At 66.8% G+C, this 20,055-nt stretch carries 16 protein-coding genes and 1 other RNA gene; 8 read left to right on the forward strand and 9 right to left on the reverse strand.

The features are described 5' to 3' along the window. Positions 1 to 142: 142 nt before the first annotated feature. From ribH to thiL, 3 genes are all read left to right on the forward strand, one after another. Complete coding sequence (gene ribH / locus AC5P60_RS15580) at positions 143 to 610, forward strand: 6,7-dimethyl-8-ribityllumazine synthase (protein WP_005408061.1); 468 nt, start codon at positions 143 to 145, stop codon at positions 608 to 610. Next, positions 607 to 1,086 carry a transcription antitermination factor NusB gene (gene nusB / locus AC5P60_RS15585; protein WP_012479139.1) on the forward strand — a complete coding sequence of 160 codons (480 nt, stop codon included), beginning with the start codon at positions 607 to 609 and terminating at the stop codon, positions 1,084 to 1,086. The genes ribH and nusB overlap by 4 nt, the downstream gene beginning before the upstream one ends. Positions 1,087 to 1,206: 120 nt before the next feature. Further along, positions 1,207 to 2,169 (forward strand): thiamine-phosphate kinase, encoded by a 963-nt coding sequence (thiL, locus tag AC5P60_RS15590; protein WP_483693487.1) that lies wholly within the window; start codon positions 1,207 to 1,209, stop codon positions 2,167 to 2,169. Between the two features lie 189 nt (positions 2,170 to 2,358). On the opposite strand, the gene AC5P60_RS15595 is transcribed toward thiL, so the two are convergent. The 3 genes from AC5P60_RS15595 to AC5P60_RS15605 all read right to left on the reverse strand — a co-directional run bounded on the left by AC5P60_RS15595 (position 2,359) and on the right by AC5P60_RS15605 (position 6,172). After that, entirely contained in the window at positions 2,359 to 2,730 is a 372-nt protein-coding gene (locus tag AC5P60_RS15595) for a DUF805 domain-containing protein (RefSeq protein WP_088436084.1), read from the reverse strand. Positions 2,731 to 2,858: 128 nt separating this feature from the next. Continuing rightward, positions 2,859 to 3,269 carry a hypothetical protein gene (locus tag AC5P60_RS15600; RefSeq protein ID WP_483693488.1) on the reverse strand — a complete coding sequence of 137 codons (411 nt, stop codon included), beginning with the start codon at positions 3,267 to 3,269 and terminating at the stop codon, positions 2,859 to 2,861. A 503-nt stretch (positions 3,270 to 3,772) separates the two neighbouring features. Then, positions 3,773 to 6,172, reverse strand: a complete 2,400-nt coding sequence (locus AC5P60_RS15605; RefSeq protein WP_483693489.1) for an autotransporter family protein — start codon at positions 6,170 to 6,172, stop codon at positions 3,773 to 3,775. Positions 6,173 to 6,504: 332 nt separating this feature from the next. On the opposite strand from AC5P60_RS15605, the gene AC5P60_RS15610 reads away from it, so the two are divergent. Next, entirely contained in the window at positions 6,505 to 9,735 is a 3,231-nt protein-coding gene (locus AC5P60_RS15610; RefSeq protein ID WP_483693490.1) for an autotransporter family protein, read from the forward strand. A 192-nt stretch (positions 9,736 to 9,927) separates the two neighbouring features. Then, positions 9,928 to 11,949, forward strand: a complete 2,022-nt coding sequence (locus AC5P60_RS15615) for an acyltransferase family protein (protein WP_164133293.1) — start codon at positions 9,928 to 9,930, stop codon at positions 11,947 to 11,949. A 22-nt stretch (positions 11,950 to 11,971) separates the two neighbouring features. On the opposite strand, the gene AC5P60_RS15620 is transcribed toward AC5P60_RS15615, so the two are convergent. From AC5P60_RS15620 to AC5P60_RS15635, 4 genes are all read right to left on the reverse strand, one after another. Then, positions 11,972 to 13,357, reverse strand: a complete 1,386-nt coding sequence (locus tag AC5P60_RS15620; protein ID WP_049433199.1) for an FAD-binding oxidoreductase — start codon at positions 13,355 to 13,357, stop codon at positions 11,972 to 11,974. After that, positions 13,354 to 13,998: a metal-dependent hydrolase gene (locus AC5P60_RS15625; protein WP_049402372.1), complete on the reverse strand. Its 645-nt coding sequence runs from the start codon at positions 13,996 to 13,998 to the stop codon at positions 13,354 to 13,356. The genes AC5P60_RS15620 and AC5P60_RS15625 overlap by 4 nt, the downstream gene beginning before the upstream one ends. Positions 13,999 to 14,108: 110 nt before the next feature. Then, entirely contained in the window at positions 14,109 to 14,477 is a 369-nt protein-coding gene (locus AC5P60_RS15630) for a YraN family protein (RefSeq protein WP_174842129.1), read from the reverse strand. After that, the gene (locus tag AC5P60_RS15635; protein WP_049402415.1) at positions 14,467 to 16,188 is read right to left on the reverse strand and encodes a penicillin-binding protein activator; all 1,722 of its coding nucleotides are present in this window, start codon (positions 16,186 to 16,188) and stop codon (positions 14,467 to 14,469) included. The genes AC5P60_RS15630 and AC5P60_RS15635 overlap by 11 nt, the downstream gene beginning before the upstream one ends. An 81-nt stretch (positions 16,189 to 16,269) precedes the next feature. Between AC5P60_RS15635 and rsmI the strand changes: the two genes are divergently transcribed. Next, complete coding sequence (gene rsmI, locus AC5P60_RS15640; protein ID WP_005412235.1) at positions 16,270 to 17,088, forward strand: 16S rRNA (cytidine(1402)-2'-O)-methyltransferase; 819 nt, start codon at positions 16,270 to 16,272, stop codon at positions 17,086 to 17,088. 155 nt (positions 17,089 to 17,243) lie between these two features. After that, positions 17,244 to 17,595: RNase P RNA component class A (rnpB, locus tag AC5P60_RS15645), an RNA gene on the forward strand. A 138-nt stretch (positions 17,596 to 17,733) separates the two neighbouring features. Here the strand turns inward: rnpB and AC5P60_RS15650 are convergent. Then, on the reverse strand, positions 17,734 to 18,213 hold the full coding sequence (locus AC5P60_RS15650) for a DM13 domain-containing protein (RefSeq protein WP_005412238.1): 480 nt from the start codon (positions 18,211 to 18,213) through the stop codon (positions 17,734 to 17,736). A 317-nt stretch (positions 18,214 to 18,530) separates the two neighbouring features. Beyond that, the gene (locus AC5P60_RS15655) at positions 18,531 to 19,283 is read right to left on the reverse strand and encodes an NRDE family protein (RefSeq protein ID WP_033834460.1); all 753 of its coding nucleotides are present in this window, start codon (positions 19,281 to 19,283) and stop codon (positions 18,531 to 18,533) included. 324 nt (positions 19,284 to 19,607) lie between these two features. Between AC5P60_RS15655 and mraZ the strand changes: the two genes are divergently transcribed. Beyond that, complete coding sequence (gene mraZ / locus AC5P60_RS15660; RefSeq protein WP_004143635.1) at positions 19,608 to 20,054, forward strand: division/cell wall cluster transcriptional repressor MraZ; 447 nt, start codon at positions 19,608 to 19,610, stop codon at positions 20,052 to 20,054. The last annotated feature ends 1 nt before the right edge of the window (position 20,055 follow it).

Below are 20,055 nucleotides of genomic sequence, written 5' to 3' on the forward strand. Positions count from 1 at the left end.
GCGGCCGGCACTACCGGTGGGTGCCGACCCCTGCCATCGGTGGGTGCCGACCGTTGGTCGGCACGCCCTTGCGCGCCCGCCAGCCACGGCCGGGGTCCATCCACGCTAGAATTACCCCCTTATCGAGTCCCCCAAGCCGCATATGAGCCACTTCGAAGGCGATCTTCGCACTCCCGAATCGGCGCGCTTCGCCATCCTGGCCAGCCGCTGGAATGCCCGCATCACCGACACGCTGGTCGCTGGCGCCCGCCAGAGCCTGGCCGGCAACGGCATCACCGAAGCCAACATCGACGTGATCCGCGTGCCGGGTGCCTGGGAGCTGCCGCTGGTGGCCGCGCGCCTGGCCGCTGCCCACGAACACGCCGCCATCCTCACCCTGGGCTGCGTGATCCGTGGCGATACCCGTCATTACGAGCACGTGGCCGACCGCTGCGCTGAAGGCTTGATGCGCGTGCAGCTGGATTTCGGCGTGCCGGTGCTGAACGGCGTGCTGGCGGTGGAACGCGTTGAAGACGCCGAGGCCCGCGCAGGCGGCAGCCACGGCAACAAGGGCGAGGAAGTCGCACTCGCCGCATTGGAAATGGTCAATCTTCTGGAGCAGCTGCCATGAACAAGAACACCCAGGGCAAGCCCTCCGGTAAACCCGTCCGCCGCGATGGCGTCGATCCGGTGCTGCGCTCGCGCGCACGCCGTCGCGCGGTGCAGGCCATCTACGCCTGGCAGATCTCCGGCGGCAACGCCCAGTCGCTGATCGCCCAGTTCGCCCACGAGCAGGCCCGCGAAATCGCCGACCTGGCGTATTTCGAGGCGCTGCTGCACGGTGTGCTCGACAACCGCCGCGACATTGACGAAGCGCTCGGCCCGTACCTGGACCGAGGCATCGAAGAAGTGGACGCGATCGAACGCGCGGTGCTGCGCCTGGCCGGCTACGAGCTGCGCTACCGCCTGGACGTGCCGTACCGCGTGGTGATCAACGAAGCCATCGAATCGGCCAAGCGCTTCGGTTCCGAACATGGCCACACCTACGTCAACGGCGTGCTGGATCGTGCCGCCGTGGAATGGCGCAAGGTCGAATCGGGTCACTGACCCACCCGTGGTAGTGCCGGCCGCCGGCCGGCAGCTGCAGGGATCCTGAGGTTGCCGGCGAGCGGCCGGCACTACCGCCCACCGCGCCTTGCGCGGCACGTACAACAGCGGGAACGCCCCATGTCCCTGGCCGAATTCGCCCTCATCGACCGCATCCGCGCCCGTACCCTCGAGCGCGACGACATCCTGCTCGGCATCGGCGATGACGCCGCGCTGCTGCAGCCGCGTGCCAATGAACAACTGGTGGTTACCGCCGACACGCTCAACAGCGGCGTGCACTTCCCGGTGGAAACCCCGGCCTTCGACATCGGCTGGAAGACCCTGGCGGTCAACCTGTCGGACCTGGCCGCGATGGGCGCGCGGCCGGCGTGGTGCACACTGGCGTTGTCGCTGCCGGAAGCGTCTGAAGACTGGATCGAGGCCTTCGCCGATGGCTTCTTTGCCCTGGCCGACCAGCACGACATCGCGCTGATCGGCGGCGACACCACGCGCGGTCCGCTGTCGCTGTCGGTGACTGCGATGGGCCAGGTCGGGCGTGGCCAGGCGCTGCGCCGCGACCGCGCACAGGTGGGCGATGACATATGGGTGAGCGGCACGCTGGGCGATGCCGCCGGTGCGCTGCGCCTGTGGCAGCAGGGCGCGCTGAACCTGGCCACCGCCACGTTGCTGGCCGACTACGAGAGCCTGCGCCTGCGCCTGCTGCGGCCGACGCCGCGTGTGACCCTCGGCCTGCGCCTGCGTGCCTTCGCGCATGCGGCGGTGGATGTGTCCGACGGCCTGCTGGCCGACCTGGGCCACATCGCCACGCGCAGCAACCTGGCCGCGCATGTGGATGCCGATTCGCTGCCGATCTCGCACGCGCTGCGTGAGCTGCTCGGCCGCGACGGTGCACGCGACTGCGCACTGCGCGGTGGCGACGACTACGAGTTGTGCTTCACCGCCGCCGCCGACCAGCGCGACGCGCTGCACTACCTGGCCGAATCGTTGGACGTGCCGCTCACCCGTATTGGTCGTATTGCTGAGGGGCAGGGCGTGCACGTGGATGGCGAAGCCGCCGACGGCGGCTACCAGCACTTCGCGTAGCCGCAGCGGTACTGCGCTGGTGGGTGCCAACCTTGGTTGGCAAAGATGTGTCGACCAAGGTCGACACCTACCCAGACGGAGACACCTCGGCATTGCTCTGGTAGGTGCCAACCTTGGTTGGCACGAACGTGCCAGCTGCCCGTGGCAGCACCGTTTCGACCAAGGCCGACACCTACCCAAGCGGGGAGGTTACACGTGCGGAACTGGCGCGCCGAAGCGGTTGTCGCCCGGCGTGCTGGGCAGCAGCATGAACACCAGCACGGCCAGGCCGGCAATCGGCACGAGCCCCAGCAACAACCACCAGCCCGAACGATCGGTATCGTGCAGCCGGCGAATGGTCACCGCGATCAGCGGTAGCGCCAGTGCCAGCCATACCACCAGCATCAGCCCGGACGAAACCAGCGCCAGCGATGTGGAGTTGATGTACCCGGCGATGAAGCCCAGCACGTTCAACGGAATAGTGAATATCATCATGAACAACTGGAACCACCAGTACTCACTGCGGCTGGCGCGCCCACTGAACTGCGTATAGCGCTTCAGCGGAACCATCATCTTGTGCATCGGTACACTCCCTGAAAAGAAGTGCGAACTATCCGTGCCAGCGTGACGGTGGGCCATCAGATTTGTTGTAATCGCGAGCCGCGCAGTTTGGAACTGAGCGCTCTTCCGCAGTTCAGAACGCGCGCTGCTCAAGTCGCGTGCAACTGCACATCCACATACTCTGCCAGCCCACGGCAGGCCAGCAGCAGCCCTTCGCGCACGTCGTCGCCTACCTGCTGATCATCATCGCCGTCCACGCGCACGCGTTCGGTGGCATGCAGCAGTTCCAGCAGCAACGTCAGGCCGGCATTGGCCCGGTCCGCACGTGCCATCGCCATGCACTGCCCCGATGTACGGCCCTTGTCTGGCCACGGCTGGCCGTCGGCGGCCTCCACATGGCGGATGCGCTGCAGGCACGCCAGCAAGGTGTTGCTGGTTGGCACAGTGCTGCCGTGCGTGGCACTGAGCGTGGTTTCCAGTGCGCGGGCGATGGTCTCGGGCAGCTGGTTGACAGCTTCACCGAGGGTGGCGAACAGGTAGGGGTAGTGCGCAGCAGTCATGGCGGCATCCTTGTGCAGGAAACAAGGGGCCACCCCGCTTAACAGCGAGGGTGGCGGACGGTGCGTGGTTCCAATACCGGAGGTCGATGTAGAAGCGCCGGCGGGCACGAGGCCCCCACGCACCGCCCGCCATGTAAGCGCGGACAGAATGCCTGCCGACGCCACCCAACAAGAAAAGAGCGACGCCGGCAGGCAAGCGTAACCAACACATCAACCTAACGGGATTGGAAGCCCGTGCCACCCGTTGTCGGTGGCGTTACATGATTTGCATGAAGCGCCCATGCTGCCAATGAGAATTTTTGGAAAGTTCGAAAACGTTTCAATTTCCTGGCTGGCAGGCAGCAGATGGCAATGCCTGCCGAATGCGACATTCCCTGTGGAGTCGAGCCATGCTCGACTGTTGTCGGCCACCGTCGAGAAAAGCAGCCGAGCATGGCTCGGCTCTACAGAAAGCAGAAAGCAGAACGGCGCCGGAATCATCCGGCGCCGTCCTTTCAATTGCCTCACCAGTTGTACGACATGCTCAGATTGGCCGTCGCTTCGCGGTACCCATGGTCACCGCGCATCACACCGAAGCCACCCCACGCACTCAGCCCGGAACGGAAGTCCACGCGCGCACCGGCATTCAGCTCGTAGCGGTTGCGCGGCACGCTGGCCTTCAGCGCTTCATCGTCGAACGCCATGCCGTTGCTGGCGCCGTCGCGGTACCAGTTGGCCACCACATACGGGCTGACCGACGCACCGGCTGCCGAACGGGATTCACCCTGCAGGCGAAGGCCCACGCGGCCGGACAGGCCGCTGTCGCCGAAACTGCGCACCACCGTGCCGTTGGCTTCCTCGTGGCGGTCGGTATTGGCGTCGGTGTAGACCAGCTGCAGTTCCGGCTGCAGGCTCAGCGCGGTGCTGCCGATCTGGCCGATGCCGAGGCGGTAGCCGGCTTCCAGCGAGCTCTGCCAGATGTCCGAGTCGTAGCGTTCCTCGGCCAGGCCTTCGCCCTGCACGCGGTTGCGGAACTGGCCGCGCTGCACACTGGCATCCACATACAGTGCATCGTTGCTCCAGTTGCCGTATACGCCCAGCGCGCCACCGTTGACCTTGCCACGTGCGCTGTAGCCGGTCAGCTGCGAACGTGAGCTGGCGTCGGACCTGGCCAGCGTGCCCATCACGCCCACGCGTCCCTGGCCGTTGTCGAACACGCCGATGTCCGCACCCAGCTGCAGGCGCGAGCGGTCCACGCGCAGGTCCAGCTGGTCTTCCACCGCCGACAGCTTGCTCTGCGTAGCGTCCACGCGGGCCCAGCCACGCACGCCATCAACGGCGGCGCTGTTGCCGCCCTGGCGGTCGCGCCAGCCATGGCGCAGCAGCTGGTCCATCGCGAACTGGTTGGCCAGGTACGCGCCGGCTTCCGGGCGCAGCACCGGGGTGGGGTCAACCGGATCGACCGGGTCCACCGGATCGACCGGCGTGCACTCCGGCAGCGTGGGATCCACCACGCACGGGTCCGGCGTGCCGGCCAGCTCCGAGCGCAGGTACCAGCCGCCGTTGGTCGCGTCCTTGAACAGGAAGTACTCGTACTGCCCGCCCACTGCACGGCCCTGCAGGTCGAACTGCGCATTGGACGCACCGCCCACGCGGATCAGCTCGATGCCCTTGTCGGTTTTGGCGCCCGCGCCACCAGCATTTAGCACACGCACGTTGGCCTGGCCGTTGGCATCGCCCTTGATGATCAACTTGTCGGTGGCCGAGCTGTCGTCACCCAGCTGGGTGTTGAACAGCAGGGTGCCGCCAGCGCCATCGAAGGTATCCACGGTGAGTGTGTTGAACGTGCTGCCATTGCCCAGCGCCACGGTGCCGGTGCTGCCCAGCACCAGGTGGCCGACATTGCTGTCGCCGGTCATCAGCCAGGTGCTGTCGCTATCGATGCTGGCCGAGGTGACGTTGATGAAGCGGCCGTCGATCTGTGCCTTGTTGCGCAGGAAGACATCGAGGGTGCCGTCGACAGTCGCTGCGTCGAAACTGACGTTGCCCACGAGCCGTGCATCATCCACGTTGAAGGTCACGTGGCTGGCACCCGGCGTAGCGCTGCCGGTGCGGGAATCGACCTGCAGCAGGTTGCCGTTGCCGCCATGCAGCTGGGCGCCATTGCTGACGTTGATGACGAAGTCGGCAGGCTGGTCGGCCGCCACACGGATGGCGGCGCCACGGCCAGACGAGATCGTGGAGCCATCTACGGCGAGCTGCAGCGTGTCGGGGGTGTATCGCGTGCCATACATCAGCACACCCACGTTGTCTGCATCGATGCGTGACCCGTTGATGATGCTGACCTTGCCGTTTTCCATGCGCACACCCAGGCCGCTGGACAGGTCGCTAGCGGCGGCAGTGTCTTCCACCCGCATGTAGGTAGAGTCGATGATGGCCCATGCACCGGGCAGCGGCGCACTGGCCGGCGTGCCACCCACAAAGAGGCCGATGCTGAGTGATTCAGTGGGTGACAGGCCGTCTGCGGCGGTGACCAGAACACGATTCCCGACCATATGCGCCGACGAAGCTCCGCTGACGAGAACACCGCCACCGCGGATCGTGCTCCGCTCGGACTGCAGCCGAGCCGTGCCGAAAAGTTCGATGGCGTGTTGATGGCTGCCGCTGCGGGTGATGGTGGCGCGGTTGTTGTAGACGTAGGAGCTGTCAGCGGTGACGGTCAGGGTCTCCGCGTCCTGCACCGTAAGTACTGCGTTGTTCCTGAGCGTCCATTCTTCGACGGTGTCGCCCGCTCGAACGTGGCCCACGGTGCCGTCCAGGTCACCTGCAAATGCGGTTGCTGCAGGCATCAGGGCCAGCGCAGCCAGCAGGCCATGGGCCAGCGGCCGCAGCTTGGGTTGAGAAAAGCGGAAGCGATGACGCATGGGAAGTTCCTCATGGGCGGAAATGGATTGGACTCCGCACTGCAACGACAACGCCCCCTGTTCATGCATGTGCGTATTACGCCCACATGGCGTGAAGAGGGTGTGATTCAGTGGCGTTCGCGTCAGTGTCTGTCTGGAATGGAGTCAGTCTCGCGAGGCGGCCGCCCGCCGACCATGCAAATAGTTGTAAAGCCTGCTTGCATCCCATCAATTGCTGGGATGGGTTCAGGAATCTGCGACAGGACGTCGCACCTTTCGTAAAACGCAAGTCATTCGATGTTTACAACTGCCGGGGACATCGAGGCTGTCTGCAACTTCCCCAGAGACATGCCATGCACGTTCACTTCCCCCTCCACCATCGCTTGACACTGGCGCTGGCGGCCGCCCTCGCAGCCGCTGCCCCCGTACAGGCACAGCAGGTCGTCGCCGACGGCGACGAACAGACGCCCGTGGCCGGTGACTACGCCACGACCGAGCCGGTGGAGCCTGGCAACCCGGCTGGCTATGCCTTCCATGCACTCAATGGAGGCACCATTGTTCCAACCGGCGCGGTCAATCTTCGTACGGAGGGCATGCGCGCCGCCGCGGCGCGGGCGGAGGGTGCGGGCAGCAGGATTGAGTTGCAGCAAGGCAGTGTACTGACGACAGGCTCGGGTGCGGCGGGGGTTTCTGCCGCCAATGGCGGGCACATTGAGGCCGTCGACACGCGCATCCAGACCGAAGGCAGGGCGTCGCATGGGGCAGAGGCCCTGGGCGGCCATCTTGTTCTGGATAGTGTTCACATCACCACGCACGGCGGCTTGTCGCATGGAGTGTTCGTACAAGCCGGCACTGCGCAACTGATTGACAGTGTCATCGAGGTCAATGCCGATCAGTCCAACGGTCTGGAAGTACGTGGCGGCAGCATGGTCGCCGAACGTGTGCGCATCGACGTCGGTGCTGGTGCTTACGGAGTCTGGATACAGGACGGGGGAGGCGCGCAGCTGCGTTCGGTTCAGATCAACGGGACAGGTGCAGGTTCGGGCGGTGTGTTGGCGGGTGTTGGAAAGCTCGTGCTGGAGGACGTGGACATCAACCTGACCCACGAGCGGTCCGGCGTGGGGCTTTCCGTTGGCGGAGAGGTTGAGATGCGAGGTGGCAGTATCCACGCAGGTGGAGATCACGCCAGCGCGATCAGCTTCGCGACGGGATCCGTTGGGTCGCTGCTGCTGGATGGCGTCGATGTTTACGGACATTTCGGCATCAACATGACCGAAGGATCTGAACTGACCCTGCGCGACAGCCAGTTGCGCAGTGAGAGCATTGGCATCGACGTCAACCGACGTGATGGCAAAGCCACTGTCATCGGATCGGTCATCACCGCGCGCAATGGCATCGGCGTTCGGCTGATGAATGAAGGCGAGCTGGATATCGAGGGCTCGCAGATCACCGCCGAGGGCGACCGTTGGCAGGCTGTTGCGCTGTACGGCGGGACGACGCGGATTAGGTCCAGCCAGTTGCACGCCCAGGGCCAGAACGGGCACGGGTTGTACGCGGAGGGATCGATCGGGCTGGAGCCGCTGGCCGAGGTCGGTGACAGTGGAATTCTGACCGAGGGAGATGGCGCCTTCGGTGCGATCGCACGCCTGGGCGGCACCGTGCATCTGGCCGACAGCGTGGTGCGCACCACCGGCATCAACTCACACGGTGTGCTGTCTGGCGGCACCGGCGAAATGACGCTGAACAACACCCATGTGCGCACCGAAGGCGAGGGCGCGTGGGCGGCGGTGATCAATGACAACGGGCGGATGAACATCGACGGCGGTTCGCTGGTGAGCGTCCAGCATGGCGGTGTGTGGCTGCGCAGCAGCCGCGATGCAGGCCTGACTCTGTCCAATGGCGCGTTGGTATCGGGCGGCAACGGCATCGCGCTGGCACTGGATGCCGCAGTGTCCGGGCGTTTTGATGTGGTACTGGCGGGCCGCTCGCAGATGGACGGCGACATTGTCATCACGCCGGAGGATGAGGACGCGGGATTGCCGCCACAGTCGGATGTGCATGTGCGGCTGGCGGATGGGTCGCTGTGGCAGGGTTCGTCGGATCTGGTGCAGACGATGGCAATTGAAAACGGCAGCCAGTGGACGCTGACCAGTGATTCCACGGTGGGCGAACTGCAGGTACTCAACAGTGGCGTGGCATTGTCCGACGGCAGTGGGCGCTTCAATACGCTCAGCGTGGATGGCGACCTGCACAGCGAAGGGGCCACGTTCCTGTTCCAGGGTGCGCTGGCTGGCGATGACAGCGCGATGGACCGCCTGCACGTGCGCGGCGATACGTCCGGTGACGCGCTGATCGCGGTGAAGAACATGGGGGGCGTGGGCGCGCCGACGGCCGATGGCATCCAACTGATCGAGATCGACGGTGCATCACGGGCGAGCTACGCACTGAGCGGCCGCGCGGTGGGCGGATCGTACGAGTACTTCCTGTTCAAGGGGGGCGTGACTGATCCTTCCGATGGCAACTGGTATCTGCGTTCGCAATGGTTCGATGTCTGCCAGGACAACCCGGCTGCGCCGGGATGCGTGGTCGATCCCGGCCCAGATCCGATCGACCCGACGGATCCCGTCGATCCGGTGGATCCAATCAATCCGATCCTGCCGCCGCCGGTACTGCGCCCGGAAGCCGGTGTCTATCTGGCAAACCAGTCGGCAGCCATCAACATGTTTTCCCATCGTCTGAACGACCGCATCGGTGCCGTTTCGCTGGATGAAGGTCGTGCCGCGTGGGCGCGCGTGGGCCGGCAGCAGGCGGACTTCAGCGCGGTCGGTGGTCAGCTGTCGATTGATGGCAACACCTCGGTGCTGCAGATTGGCACTGACCTGGTTCGCCGGGGCAATGCAGCGTTCGGCGTGATGATGGGCACGGGGCGTGCCGACAGCAGCGCAGTGTCCGATCTGACCGGCTACAGCGCCAAGGGTCGGGTGCGTGGCAGTGCCGTGGGTGTGTACGGCACCTGGTTGCAGGCGGCTGACGGCACGCAGGGGGCGTACATGGATGCGAACCTGCAGTACGGCCGTTTCGACAACCGGGTGCAGGGCATCGGCCTGGCGCCGGAGCACCACGATTCGCGCATGGCCAGTGCGTCGCTGGAGACCGGCTACACCTTCAACGTGTGGCAGGGCACCGCCAGCGCGCTGTATGTGCAGCCGCAGCTGCAGCTGAGCCATGTCGATTTCCGCGCCGATCACCACGTGGAGAGCAACGGTACGGTGATCGACCATGCCGATGCCGGTGGCCTGAGCGGGCGTCTGGGCGTGCGCGTGTTCGGTCATGGCACTGCAGCCGGCAACACGGTGCAGCCGTACCTGGGCGTGAACTGGCTGCGTGGCAGCGGCGCCAGCACGTTGCAGTTCAACGGTGACACGCTGGGTGCGGACGTGCCGCGCAACCGTTATGAGGTGCAGGCCGGTGCCGAGTTGAAGCTGGGCCAGCGTTGGGGCGCGTGGGGTGGCGTGAGCGTGCAGCGTGGTGATTACGGCTACCGCAATGTGGGTGGCCAGCTGGGCCTGCGCATGGGCTGGTAAGCGGGCGTGCAGCGGGGTCGGATCCCATTGTCTGGGCAATGGGCTCTGACCCCACTGCTGCTGTAGAGCCGAGCCCATGCTCGGCTCAACGCGATCTGGACGAAGGGCCGCTGAGCGGGGCTCGGCCCTGCAGTGGCCCACAGGCTGCATCGAACCTAAACACACCCCCGCCCTGTCGCGATCGTCCATTGAATGACTGCGCAAACGGTGGCGATGCTGCCGGATCGCTCGCTGCCGGTCACCCGCATGTCCCCTCCCGAACGTTCCCACAATGCGGCCATTGACGGCCTGCGCGCATTGGCGGTGCTGGCCGTCATCCTGTTCCACACCAATGCGGCATGGTTGCCCGGTGGCTTCACCGGCGTGGACCTGTTCTTCGTGGTGTCCGGCTTCGTGATCAGCCAGTCGTTGGCCTCGCGCACCCATGCGTCGCTGGGCGCGCTGTTACTCGATTTCTACCGGCGTCGCGTGCTGCGCCTGCTTCCCGCGCTGCTGGTGATGCTGATGGCGACCTTCGTGCTGTCGGCATTGTTCATTCCCCGCGCATGGCGCAATGAGCAGTTCGACCAGACCGGCTGGTCCGCGTTGGTCGGCTTCAGCAACATCGTGCTGGCGGGTCAGCAGAACGACTACTTCTCACCCGGCGCGGAATTGAACCCTTTCCTGCACACGTGGACGCTGGGCGTGGAGGAACAGTTCTACCTGGTCTTCCCGCTGCTGTTCTTCGTGTGGCTGCGCGGGCGTGAGCGCTGGCCGTGGTCGCATTGGTTGTTGCCGGTGCTCACCCTGCTGTCGCTGGCGTGGGCAGGCTGGCAGGCGCAGACGGCACCGGCGGCAGCGTTCTACCTGCTGCCGGCGCGGTTCTGGGAGCTGGCCGCGGGCGCGCTGCTGTACCAGTGGATGCGCACGCGCACGCCGGGCCAGAACGCTGACATGGTCGCAGCGGCCGGCCTGGCGATGCTGGCCGCAGGTGTGGTGATCGCCCCGCAGCTGGCGATGCCGGTGCCGGGGGTGCTGGCGACCGTGGCCGGTACCCTGCTGCTGTTGGCGAGCGTGTCGACAGCGGGGTCATCGCGCATTGCCCGCGCGCTGGGCTGCGCACCGCTCGCCTACCTGGGGCGCCTGTCCTATTCGCTGTACCTGTGGCATTGGCCGCTGCTGGTGCTGCTGCGCTGGACCTACGGCCTGCACGGTGCTGCGCTGTGGCTGTATCCGGTACTGCTGCTGGCGGTGTCGGCCGCGTCCTACCACTTCGTCGAACGCCCATTGCGCCGTGCGGCGCCGCTGCTGCGGCTGGCACCGGGCAAGGTGCTGGCGATGGCATTGCCGCTGGTGGCGCTATGTGGCGCGGGTGCCTGGGCCACCGTGGAGTACCACGAGCAGGTCTCGCTGAGTGTTACCCGTGACGGCTATGCATGGCAGGCGCGGCGCTACCCGGCATGGCGCCCATTGGAGCCGGTGAGTGCGCCGGCGCTTGAAGGGCGGCGACTGTTCGTGTCCGGCGATTCGCACGCGGCGGCGTATCGCACCATGGCCAGCATGGTCGCGCGCCAGACCGGCATGGAGGTGCGCCAGCAGGATCGCGGCGGCTGCAGCTTCGTCAACCTGCTGCGGGCCAGCCCGTCCGACTGCCAGGGCTTCATTGAGGACGCGTTGTCGACCATCGAGCGCGAGGCGCGCCCCGGTGACTTCGTGCTGCTGGCGGCCCTGCGAATGCCGGAGCTGCGCGGATTTGACTGGCAGCGGGAGGATGCACAGCAGATCTATCGTCAACTGCTTGCCGAGCGCACCCCGACCCATGCGCAGGCCGCGCGTGATGAGGCTGATCGTGTTCTTGGACGTCTGCAGAAGCTGGGCGTGCATGTGGTTTTGGATGCACCGCTGCCGTTGTTCAAGGCCGGTGCGTACCGCTGTTCGGACTGGTTCAACCGCCGCAATCCGGCTTGTGCCGGCGGTCTGAGCATGCCGCGTGCGGATCTGGAAATGCTGCGCGTGCCGCAGATGGCACTGCTGGCGGACCTGGCCGCACGTTACCCGTCACTGACCGTGTGGGATCCGCTGCCGTTGCTGTGCGGGCCAGACACCTGTTCGGCGGTGGAAGACGGTGAACCCCTGTTCTTCGACAATGACCATCTGAGCGGGCATGGTAATCGCGTGCTGTTGCCCAGCTTCCGCCAGACCCTCATCGACAGCGTAGGCAGCGCGCCCCGGTAGCGCCGGGCATGCCCGGCGGCGTTCACACCGGCGGCAGCACTTTGCCCGGGTTGAGGATGCCGTCCGGGTCCAGCGCGGCCTTGATCGCGCGCATCGTCGCCAGCGTGGCCGGGCTGAACGCCTGCGCCATGAAATCGCGCTTGGCCAACCCAATGCCATGCTCGCCGGACAGCGTGCCGCCCAGTGACAGCGTCAGTTCGAAGATCTTCGGCAGTGCGGCATGCGCGCGTGCGTTTTCGTCGGCTTCGTCCGGGTGGTAAAGAATGTTGACGTGCAGGTTGCCGTTGCCGGCATGACCGAAGGTGACGATGGTCAGGGTGTAGTCGCGCGCCAACGCCTGTACACCGGCCACCAGTTCCGGAATGCGCGACACTGGGACCACCACGTCTTCATTGATCTTGCCGGGCGCGACCGTCCGCAGTGCCGGCGACAGCGCCTTGCGCGCCGCCCAAAGCTGGTCGCGCGCGCGGCCTTCCATCGCCACGTCCAGCTCGATCATGCCGTCGCCTTCGGCGGCGCTGGCCAATGCCTGCAGCAGATAGGGCAGGGTGTCGTGGTCACCATCGGCCTCGACCAGCAGCATCGCACCAGCCTCCGGAACATTGGCGCCATTGAGCCGCAGCAGCTCCAGGCTGCGTGCGTCCATGAATTCCAGGCGGGTGGGTACCACCGGCTGCGACATCAACCGCGACACGGCGGCTGCGGCGGCATCCGCATCGCGGTACAACACGCGCAGCCCGGCCTGGCTGACCGGCAGCGGGGTCAGTTTCAGCGTGGCTTCCACGATCAATGCCAGCGTACCTTCGCTGCCCACCAGCAGATGGGTCAGATCGTAGCCAGTGGCGTCTTTGGTGTAGGCGCCGCCGCAGCGGATCACCTCGCCGGTGCCGGTCACTGCCACCAGGCCCAGCACGTTGTCGCGGCTGGTGCCGTACTTCACCGCGCGCGGGCCACCCGCATTGCAGGCCAGGTTGCCACCGACGCTGCAGATCTCCGCACTGGACGGGTCCGGTGCCCAGAAGAGGCCGTGCGGGGCCAGTGCCTGCTGCAGGGCGCCATTGAGCACGCCCGGTTGCACCACCGCGCAGCGATCGCCGGCGCGGATCTCGACGATGCGGTCCATGCGGGTGAACGACAGCACGATGCTGCCGGGTAGCGGCACGGCTGCGCCGGTGGTGCCAGTGCCGGCGCCACGTGCGACCAGAACCACGCCATACGCGCGGCAGGCACGCACCAACGCCTGCACCTGTTCGATGCTGGCGGGCAGCGCGACGGCAGCGGGGCGCTGGTGGCGCCACGAGTTGTCCTGCGCGTTCGCCTCCAGCGCGTTGTCATCCATGCGCCAGCCATCGGCACCCAGCAGGGCGGACAGTTCGGCAACCAGGGCAGCAGGCAGGGCAGGACTCATGACGGATCTCGTGGGGCAGCAGGAGCGGGTTGGATCAGTTTCCAGGTGACAACGGCGCCAGCCAGTGGCAGCCACACCCAGCGCAGTTCCGACAGCAGGGTGGCCAGGCCGCGCGCGCTGAAGAACTGTGGGGCGAACGGTGAAACGCGGATCGGTCGCCACGGCGCGAAGAAGCGTTGTTCGCTCCAGGGCCAGGCGAGGGCCACGCCGAGGCCGCCCGAGGTCATCGCATCCAGCAACGGGTGACTGGCAGCGCAGATGAAGACGAACACTGCCGCCTGCACGGTAGATGCCACCGTTGGCCGCGCCCAGGTAGGTGCCAACCTTGGTTGGCACGAAACCGCCGACCAAGGTCGGCGACTACCGGGCCTGTGTGGTGCCGACCAAGATCGGCGGTTACCAAAGAACGCCGGCACCGCGGCCAATGCCGCCAGCATGCCGGCAAACAGCAGCGAATGGCTGGCGCCGCGATGGCCGAACGCATCGGCGTAGGGAATGTGCAGCGCGAAGGCCAGTACATCGGCATCGGGCAGCATCGCTGCAATCACGCCGGCCGCCAGCAGGTGCGGCGGGATGCGGCCGCGATCAGCGGCGCACCACAGCGCCAGCGGCACGGCAGCATGGGTGATGATCGAAGGCATCAGTCACACACCGTGGTCGTGCCGGCCTGGCTGCGCGCTGGCAGGTGCCAACCTTGGTTGGCACAGAAGCGCCGACCAGGGTCGGCCTCTACCAGAGCGGACGGTACCCATCAGCAATCATCCAGCCGGAACGCATCACGCAGCCACCGCAGCTGCGGCGGCTCGCCGGTGGCGTCGACCACATCAAAACGGCAGGGTGCATCGGCCAGCGCCGGGTTGTCCTGCAGGTACAGCTGCGCGGCGTGCGCCAGGCGTCGGCACTTGCGCACATCCACCGAAGCGGCACCGCCACCGAAATCCGATCGCGCGCGATAGCGCACTTCCACGAACACCACGGTGCCGGCATCGTCCATCACAAGGTCCAGTTCACCGCCGCGATAGCGCACGTTGCGCGCACGCGGCTGCAGTCCCGCCTGTTGCAGATGCTGCTCGGCGGCGGCTTCCACCGCCGAGCCCCGTTGGCTGCGCTCAGCGACCACCGGCGATCGGCATCGGCCGGCCGCCATTGAAGGTGGACCAAGCCGGCTGGCGCAGGATGTTGCCGTTGCTGTCCAGGAACAGGGTGCCGGTGGCACCGTCCAGGCCGCCTTCGTTGGACAGCTTGTCCAGATAGGCGGTGATCTTCCAGGCATCGGCGCCGAAAGCGAACAGGCGGCCGGCTGCACCGCGTGCGCTGGGCAGGGTGCTGGCGACCTGGCTGGCCGACGGCAGGCCCGACACGCTGCGCACGTTCCAGGCTTCGTTCGGGTAGACGATGCCGTCCAGCGCCACGTCTTCTTCCACCTTGCCGCTGCCGATGGTCAGTTGCGAGGTGCCGACGCGGGTGGCGCCGCCGGCACCGGCCAGCGCCAGCTGCGGTGCCAGCAGGCGCGCCTGCGGCGCACGCACGGCGAGGAACACGGCATCGACCTGGCCGGCATTGCGCACCTGCGCACCGACATCGCCGACTGCATCGCTGACGCCGATGGTGGCCACCACCTGGCCGCCACGCTGGGCGAAGCGCTGGGCGAAGGCGGCGGCGGCACGGCGGCCGGTATCGTCGGCGCTGTTGATCACCAGCGCCTTGCCGCGCTCGCGACCACGCAGGTATTCAGCGGCGACGATGCCGTCATCTTCCGGTGCCAGCGAGAAACCGGCGCTGCCGGCCGGCGGCGCATCCTTGCCACGGTTCAGCGCCAGCACCGGCACCTGCAGCTGCTTACGGCCGTACACCGCGTCCACTTCGTCGCGGCCCAGCGGGCCGACCACGAAGTCGGCACCGGAGGCCACGGCCTTGTCATAGGCGGCGAGGGCACCGGCCGGGGTACCGGCGGTGTCGATGAAGTTGATGTCCGGGCGGCGGCGGGTCTCGCCGTAGTACGCGGCCAGCAGGCCATCGCGCACCGGCTGCGCGGCGGTGGCCAGGCGGCCGCTGAGCGGCAGCAGCACGGCCAGCTTGGCCGGCGGGCGGTAACCGTCGCTCATCGCCGGCGGGCGCTTGCTGGTGTCGAACTGGGCGGCGCCATCGCGGTCGAACGGTCGCGGCAGCGGCAGGCCGCGTGCAATCAGTGCGCGGCCGGCGAAGTTGTACAGCGGGTCGTTGGCCGGCAGGGCGGCGGCACGACTGCGCAGGGTGGCGTCGTCGAGGGTACCGAGCAGGCCGGCGATGGCGGCCTGGTTCTCGCTGCGCGCACTGCCGGTCAGGCTGGCATGGGCGCGGGCACGTTCGGTGGCGGCGCCGAAGGCATCGCCGGTGCCCTGCAGCGCAGTGGCGCGGGCCAGATACCAGCGCGTCCGCAGTGCCGGCAGCACGTTGTCGCCGTGGTCCTTCAGCAGGGCCAGGGCCTGCCCCGGCTGCTTGTCGGCCAGCGCCAGCTCGGCACCGGTCAACTGGTAGCGCTGCAGGCTGGCGCCGGTCAGCTGGCGGGCGGTGAGCTGACCCAGCAGGCTGCGCGCGCGGGCGCTGTCGCCGGCCAGGTGCCAGGCCCAGGCCGCATCGGCCAGGGCATTGGTGCGGGCTCCGCCGCGCAGGGTGGCAGCAAGGCCTTCCAACTGCAGTGCGGCGTCGCGCGGCTTGCCCTGGTCGATCAGCGCCAGCGCCTGGCTCTGGGCCGGCGATTCGGGCGCGCTGGTCAAGCTGGTGGTGGCACAGCCGGCCAGCAGCATCAACGACAGCGACAGGGCGGAGATCCGTGCGGCGGGCTTGTTCATGATCGGGTCCATGCGATGAGGGCAGCGGCCTTGGCCGGGTACACGCTACGATTCTACCCTTGCCCCGTGAGTACCGCTGAAATGAGTGTGCCAACCCTGTACGTCGTCGCCACCCCGATCGGCAACCTGGCCGATCTGAGCCCGCGCGCGCAGGAGGTGCTGCGCTCGGTGGCGGCCATCTGTGCCGAAGACACCCGCCGCAGTGGCCAGCTGCTTTCCCATTTCGGCATCCAGCAGCCATTGGTGGCCCTGCACGAACACAATGAAGAGGCCCTGGCCCAGCGCTTGGTGTCGCGCCTGCAGGCCGGCGAATCGCTGGCGCTGGTCAGCGATGCTGGCACCCCGCTGGTCAGTGACCCCGGTTTCCGTCTGGTGCGTGCCGCGCGTGCGGCGGGCATCAAGGTCAGCCCGATTCCCGGCGCCTGTGCCGCCATCGCCGCGCTGAGCGTGGCCGGCCTGCCCAGTGACCGCTTCAGCTTCGAGGGTTTCCTGCCGGCCAAGGCCAGCGGCCGCCGCGACCGCCTGCAGGCGCTGGCCGGTGAAGTACGCACGATGGTGTTCTACGAATCCTCGCATCGCATCGCCGAGTCGCTGGCGGACATGGCGGCGATCTTCGGCGGCGAACGCCCTGCGGTGCTGGCGCGTGAGCTGACCAAGCTGTTCGAGACCGTGCTCGATGGCGACCTGGCCGGCCTGCTGGCGAAGGTGGAAGCTGACGAGAACCAGCGCAAGGGCGAGTTCGTGGTGATGGTGCAGGGCGCCGGCGACGATGAGGAAGCGCAGCTGGCGCATGGCCGCCGCGTCTACGCCAAGCTGAGCGAGCACCTGCCGCCGTCGACCGCGGCGAAGCTGGCGGCAGAGTTGACCGGTGCACCGCGCAAGGCGTTGTACGGCAGTTGATGGATCGTGCGGACCAAGGTCCGCACCCACCAGAGCGGAATCCGCACCCACCAGAGCAGCGGAGTCGGTAGATCCACGCCATGCGTGGATGGATGAACCGGATGCCGCGATCAGCACGGCAGGAAGGGCGTGCGTAGGCTAGAATGTGCGCTGGCGGAGCCGGCCAGACAGTCGCGTCATCCCTTCGGGGGTGCCGAGGAAAGTCCGGGCTCCATAGGGCAAGGTGCCAGGTAACGCCTGGGCGGCGCAAGCCGACGGAAAGTGCAACAGAAAGATACCGCCTACGTCTTCTTCGGAAGGCCGGTAAGGGTGAAATGGTGCGGTAAGAGCGCACCGCGAGTCTGGCAACAGACCGGCACGGCAAACCCCACCTGGAGCAAGACCAAATAGGGATCCTTTGGCGCGGCCCGCGTTGGATCCGGGTAGGTTGCTTGAGCGTTGCGGTGACGTAACGCCTAGAGGAATGACTGTCCACGACAGAACCCGGCTTATCGGCCGGCTCCGCCTCTTTCTTCTACATGCGTGCTTGCATATGCGTGAACCGCGCATCGGTAGTGCCGGCCGCTGGCCGGCAGCTTCACGCTGCCAGCAGCGGCGGACAGAATACCGGCCAGCGGCCGTCACTACCTCGACGTCGCGCGGTCTTCAACCCGGCGTACGGTACTGCCCGGCGGAGATGAACTGCTCGAACCGTTCACACCACACCACCACGGTGGTGTAGTCGTCCACGTCCACGTTCGCAGGCACCTCCACCAGGAAGCGGTTGAACGTCTTCACCTCGCCGATGCGCTGGGCCTGCGCCTTGATCTTCAGGAAATCGGCCTTGTTGTCGACAAAGTCGCGGACCAGGTAGACCTTGTAGTCCGGCCCCGGGCCCATCTTGCCGTCGAACGCGACCTGGCGGGCGCTGACGCTGACGTTGCCTTCGGCCCAGTGCACCGCGTCGCTGCCCTTGAGGTCGCGACGGAAGGTGGTGTGGTAGCGGGCGTCGCCCATCGCCGCCTGCACCTTCGCGACCGGCGGGTCATCGGGAGCGATCAGGATCGGCAGCAGGTAGATGCCCAGGCCGAAGCCCAGGCCGAGGGTGAGCAGGTGGGTGGCGAGCAGGATGAGGGTACGGCGCATGGGGCCTCCATGTGGATGTGGATCGCGCGGCATGGCGCCGGGCATGAGCACCTTGGGAGGTTGCGGGCGGCATTTATAGACACAGTGCGAGACGCAAAAGGGGCACAGTGGGATGACCTCAGCGGCGCAGGCCCTGTGGCGCGGGCGAGAAGGCGCTGCGCCGGGAAGCTGAATGACGCCGTTGGCAGTCCTGGAGCAGGTAGTGCCGGCCGCTGGCCGGCAGCTGCGTGGCCTGCCCGAAGATCCGGAGGTTGCCGGCCAGCGGCCGGCACTACCCTGCTGGAAAGAAATGCCGACCAACGGCCGGCATTACCCGGTCAGAAAATGACGTGGCTCTGTCCGTTGGCTGCGCCCTGCGGGCCAAAGCGGCGCTCGTGGATCTCGCCGTGGCCCTCGGCGTCGATCAGCAGCACGGTGCTGGCGCGGGTGCCGTAATCGTCGCCACGGATGAACGCCGGGCTCAGCCAGCGCTCGCGTTCCAGGCCGATGCCGGTGTCGGGCAGGTCGCTGTCGGCGGGGCGATGTTCGTCGGCCAGCGCGGCCCAGAGCGGGGCCAGATCCTCATCGCCGGCCTGCAGCCACGCAGACAGCGCGTCCATCAGCCGTCGGGTCTTCGGCCAGGGCGCGTCCAGCGCGCCGTTGGACATGCCATGCACGCCCGGGCCCAGGCTCTGGCGCTCGGCGGGGTGGTTGCCGAGGTACTCCAGGCTGTCGCCATCGGCCAGCAGCAGGTTGAAGGGCGCATACGCGCCCGCCACGGTGGCCAGCCGGTCGATATGCACGGCGGCGGGGTCGCGGCCGCGCAGGAAGTCGGCCACCAGTGCACCCCGGGACGGGCCGGTCTGGGCGGCCAGCGGATCACGGACATTGGTGACCACGGCCATGCGGCCGCCGGCGCCGACGCCGGCCCAGCCACCGCCGGAGCGCAGGTCGCGCCCTCCGATGACGGAGGTCTCATCCTGCCAGGGGGCCAGCGCCGCGGTCGGGCGGGCGTGGAACTCATCACGGTTGCCGGTCATCACCAGCCGCCAGCGCGGGTGGTGCATCCAGCCAAGAGCGAGCAGGCACATGGCCTCCATTGTGCATCGTTTGCGCAGTCCGGCGGCGTTTCCGGCCGGTTCCGGATGAATGCGCGGGCGATGTTTCACGCCTTGTCCACAGCCCTGAACTTCCGTTCAATCTCAAAAATTGAGACGGATCAGCAACTTGTGGATAAGCCTTGAACAATTCTCTAAAGGTTGTTGCAAGCCATTGATGCGGCTGGCGATTTCCCCGCTGAAAAGTTGTTGACAACCCTTCGGCCGCTGCTAAGGTGGGCATCAGAGGGAAATCCGGGTGTTTTGTGGGTTTTCGTGGTTCAATGTTTCACCGGGCGAAGGATAGGTGCACGCGTCGTGTTCCAGGGCGAGACGGCCATCACAGTTGACGATAAAGGGCGCATGGCGGTTCCCACCGCTTACCGCGACCTCGTCGCGCGCGCCAGCAACAACCGTCTCGTGCTGACCTACAACCCGTTCGAAGCCGGCTGCCTGTGGCTGTATGCAGAGTCGGAATGGGAGCGGGTCCGCGACGACGTCATGTCCAAGCCCAACACCCAGCGCGTCGTGCGCCTGTTGCAGCAGAAGCTGGTCGGCTCGGCCGCCCATCTGGAACTGGACGGCAACGGTCGCATCAGCATCCCCGCCAGCCACCGCGGTGCGGTGGGCATTGAGAAGAAGGCGGTATTGCTCGGTATGGGCGACAAGTTCGAATTGTGGAGCGAGCAGGCGCATCGGGCCCTGATCCAGCAGACGTTGTCTGACGAGGATCTGGGTGATGGGTTGCTCGACCTGAAGTTGTGAG

This window comes from Stenotrophomonas sp. YJH_SMC_120, from assembly GCF_059368675.1.

Coding starts and splice junctions, on each gene's coding strand:
- ribH (WP_005408061.1), top strand. CDS start 143: ATGAGCCACTTCGAAGGCGATCTTCGCACTCCCGAATCGGCGCGCTTC.
- nusB (WP_012479139.1), top strand. CDS start 607: ATGAACAAGAACACCCAGGGCAAGCCCTCCGGTAAACCCGTCCGCCGC.
- thiL (WP_483693487.1), top strand. CDS start 1,207: ATGTCCCTGGCCGAATTCGCCCTCATCGACCGCATCCGCGCCCGTACC.
- AC5P60_RS15595 (WP_088436084.1), bottom strand. CDS start 2,730: ATGCACAAGATGATGGTTCCGCTGAAGCGCTATACGCAGTTCAGTGGG.
- AC5P60_RS15600 (WP_483693488.1), bottom strand. CDS start 3,269: ATGACTGCTGCGCACTACCCCTACCTGTTCGCCACCCTCGGTGAAGCT.
- AC5P60_RS15605 (WP_483693489.1), bottom strand. CDS start 6,172: ATGCGTCATCGCTTCCGCTTTTCTCAACCCAAGCTGCGGCCGCTGGCC.
- AC5P60_RS15610 (WP_483693490.1), top strand. CDS start 6,505: ATGCACGTTCACTTCCCCCTCCACCATCGCTTGACACTGGCGCTGGCG.
- AC5P60_RS15615 (WP_164133293.1), top strand. CDS start 9,928: ATGACTGCGCAAACGGTGGCGATGCTGCCGGATCGCTCGCTGCCGGTC.
- AC5P60_RS15620 (WP_049433199.1), bottom strand. CDS start 13,357: ATGAGTCCTGCCCTGCCTGCTGCCCTGGTTGCCGAACTGTCCGCCCTG.
- AC5P60_RS15625 (WP_049402372.1), bottom strand. CDS start 13,998: ATGCCTTCGATCATCACCCATGCTGCCGTGCCGCTGGCGCTGTGGTGC.
- AC5P60_RS15635 (WP_049402415.1), bottom strand. CDS start 16,188: ATGAACAAGCCCGCCGCACGGATCTCCGCCCTGTCGCTGTCGTTGATG.
- rsmI (WP_005412235.1), top strand. CDS start 16,270: ATGAGTGTGCCAACCCTGTACGTCGTCGCCACCCCGATCGGCAACCTG.
- AC5P60_RS15650 (WP_005412238.1), bottom strand. CDS start 18,213: ATGCGCCGTACCCTCATCCTGCTCGCCACCCACCTGCTCACCCTCGGC.
- AC5P60_RS15655 (WP_033834460.1), bottom strand. CDS start 19,283: ATGTGCCTGCTCGCTCTTGGCTGGATGCACCACCCGCGCTGGCGGCTG.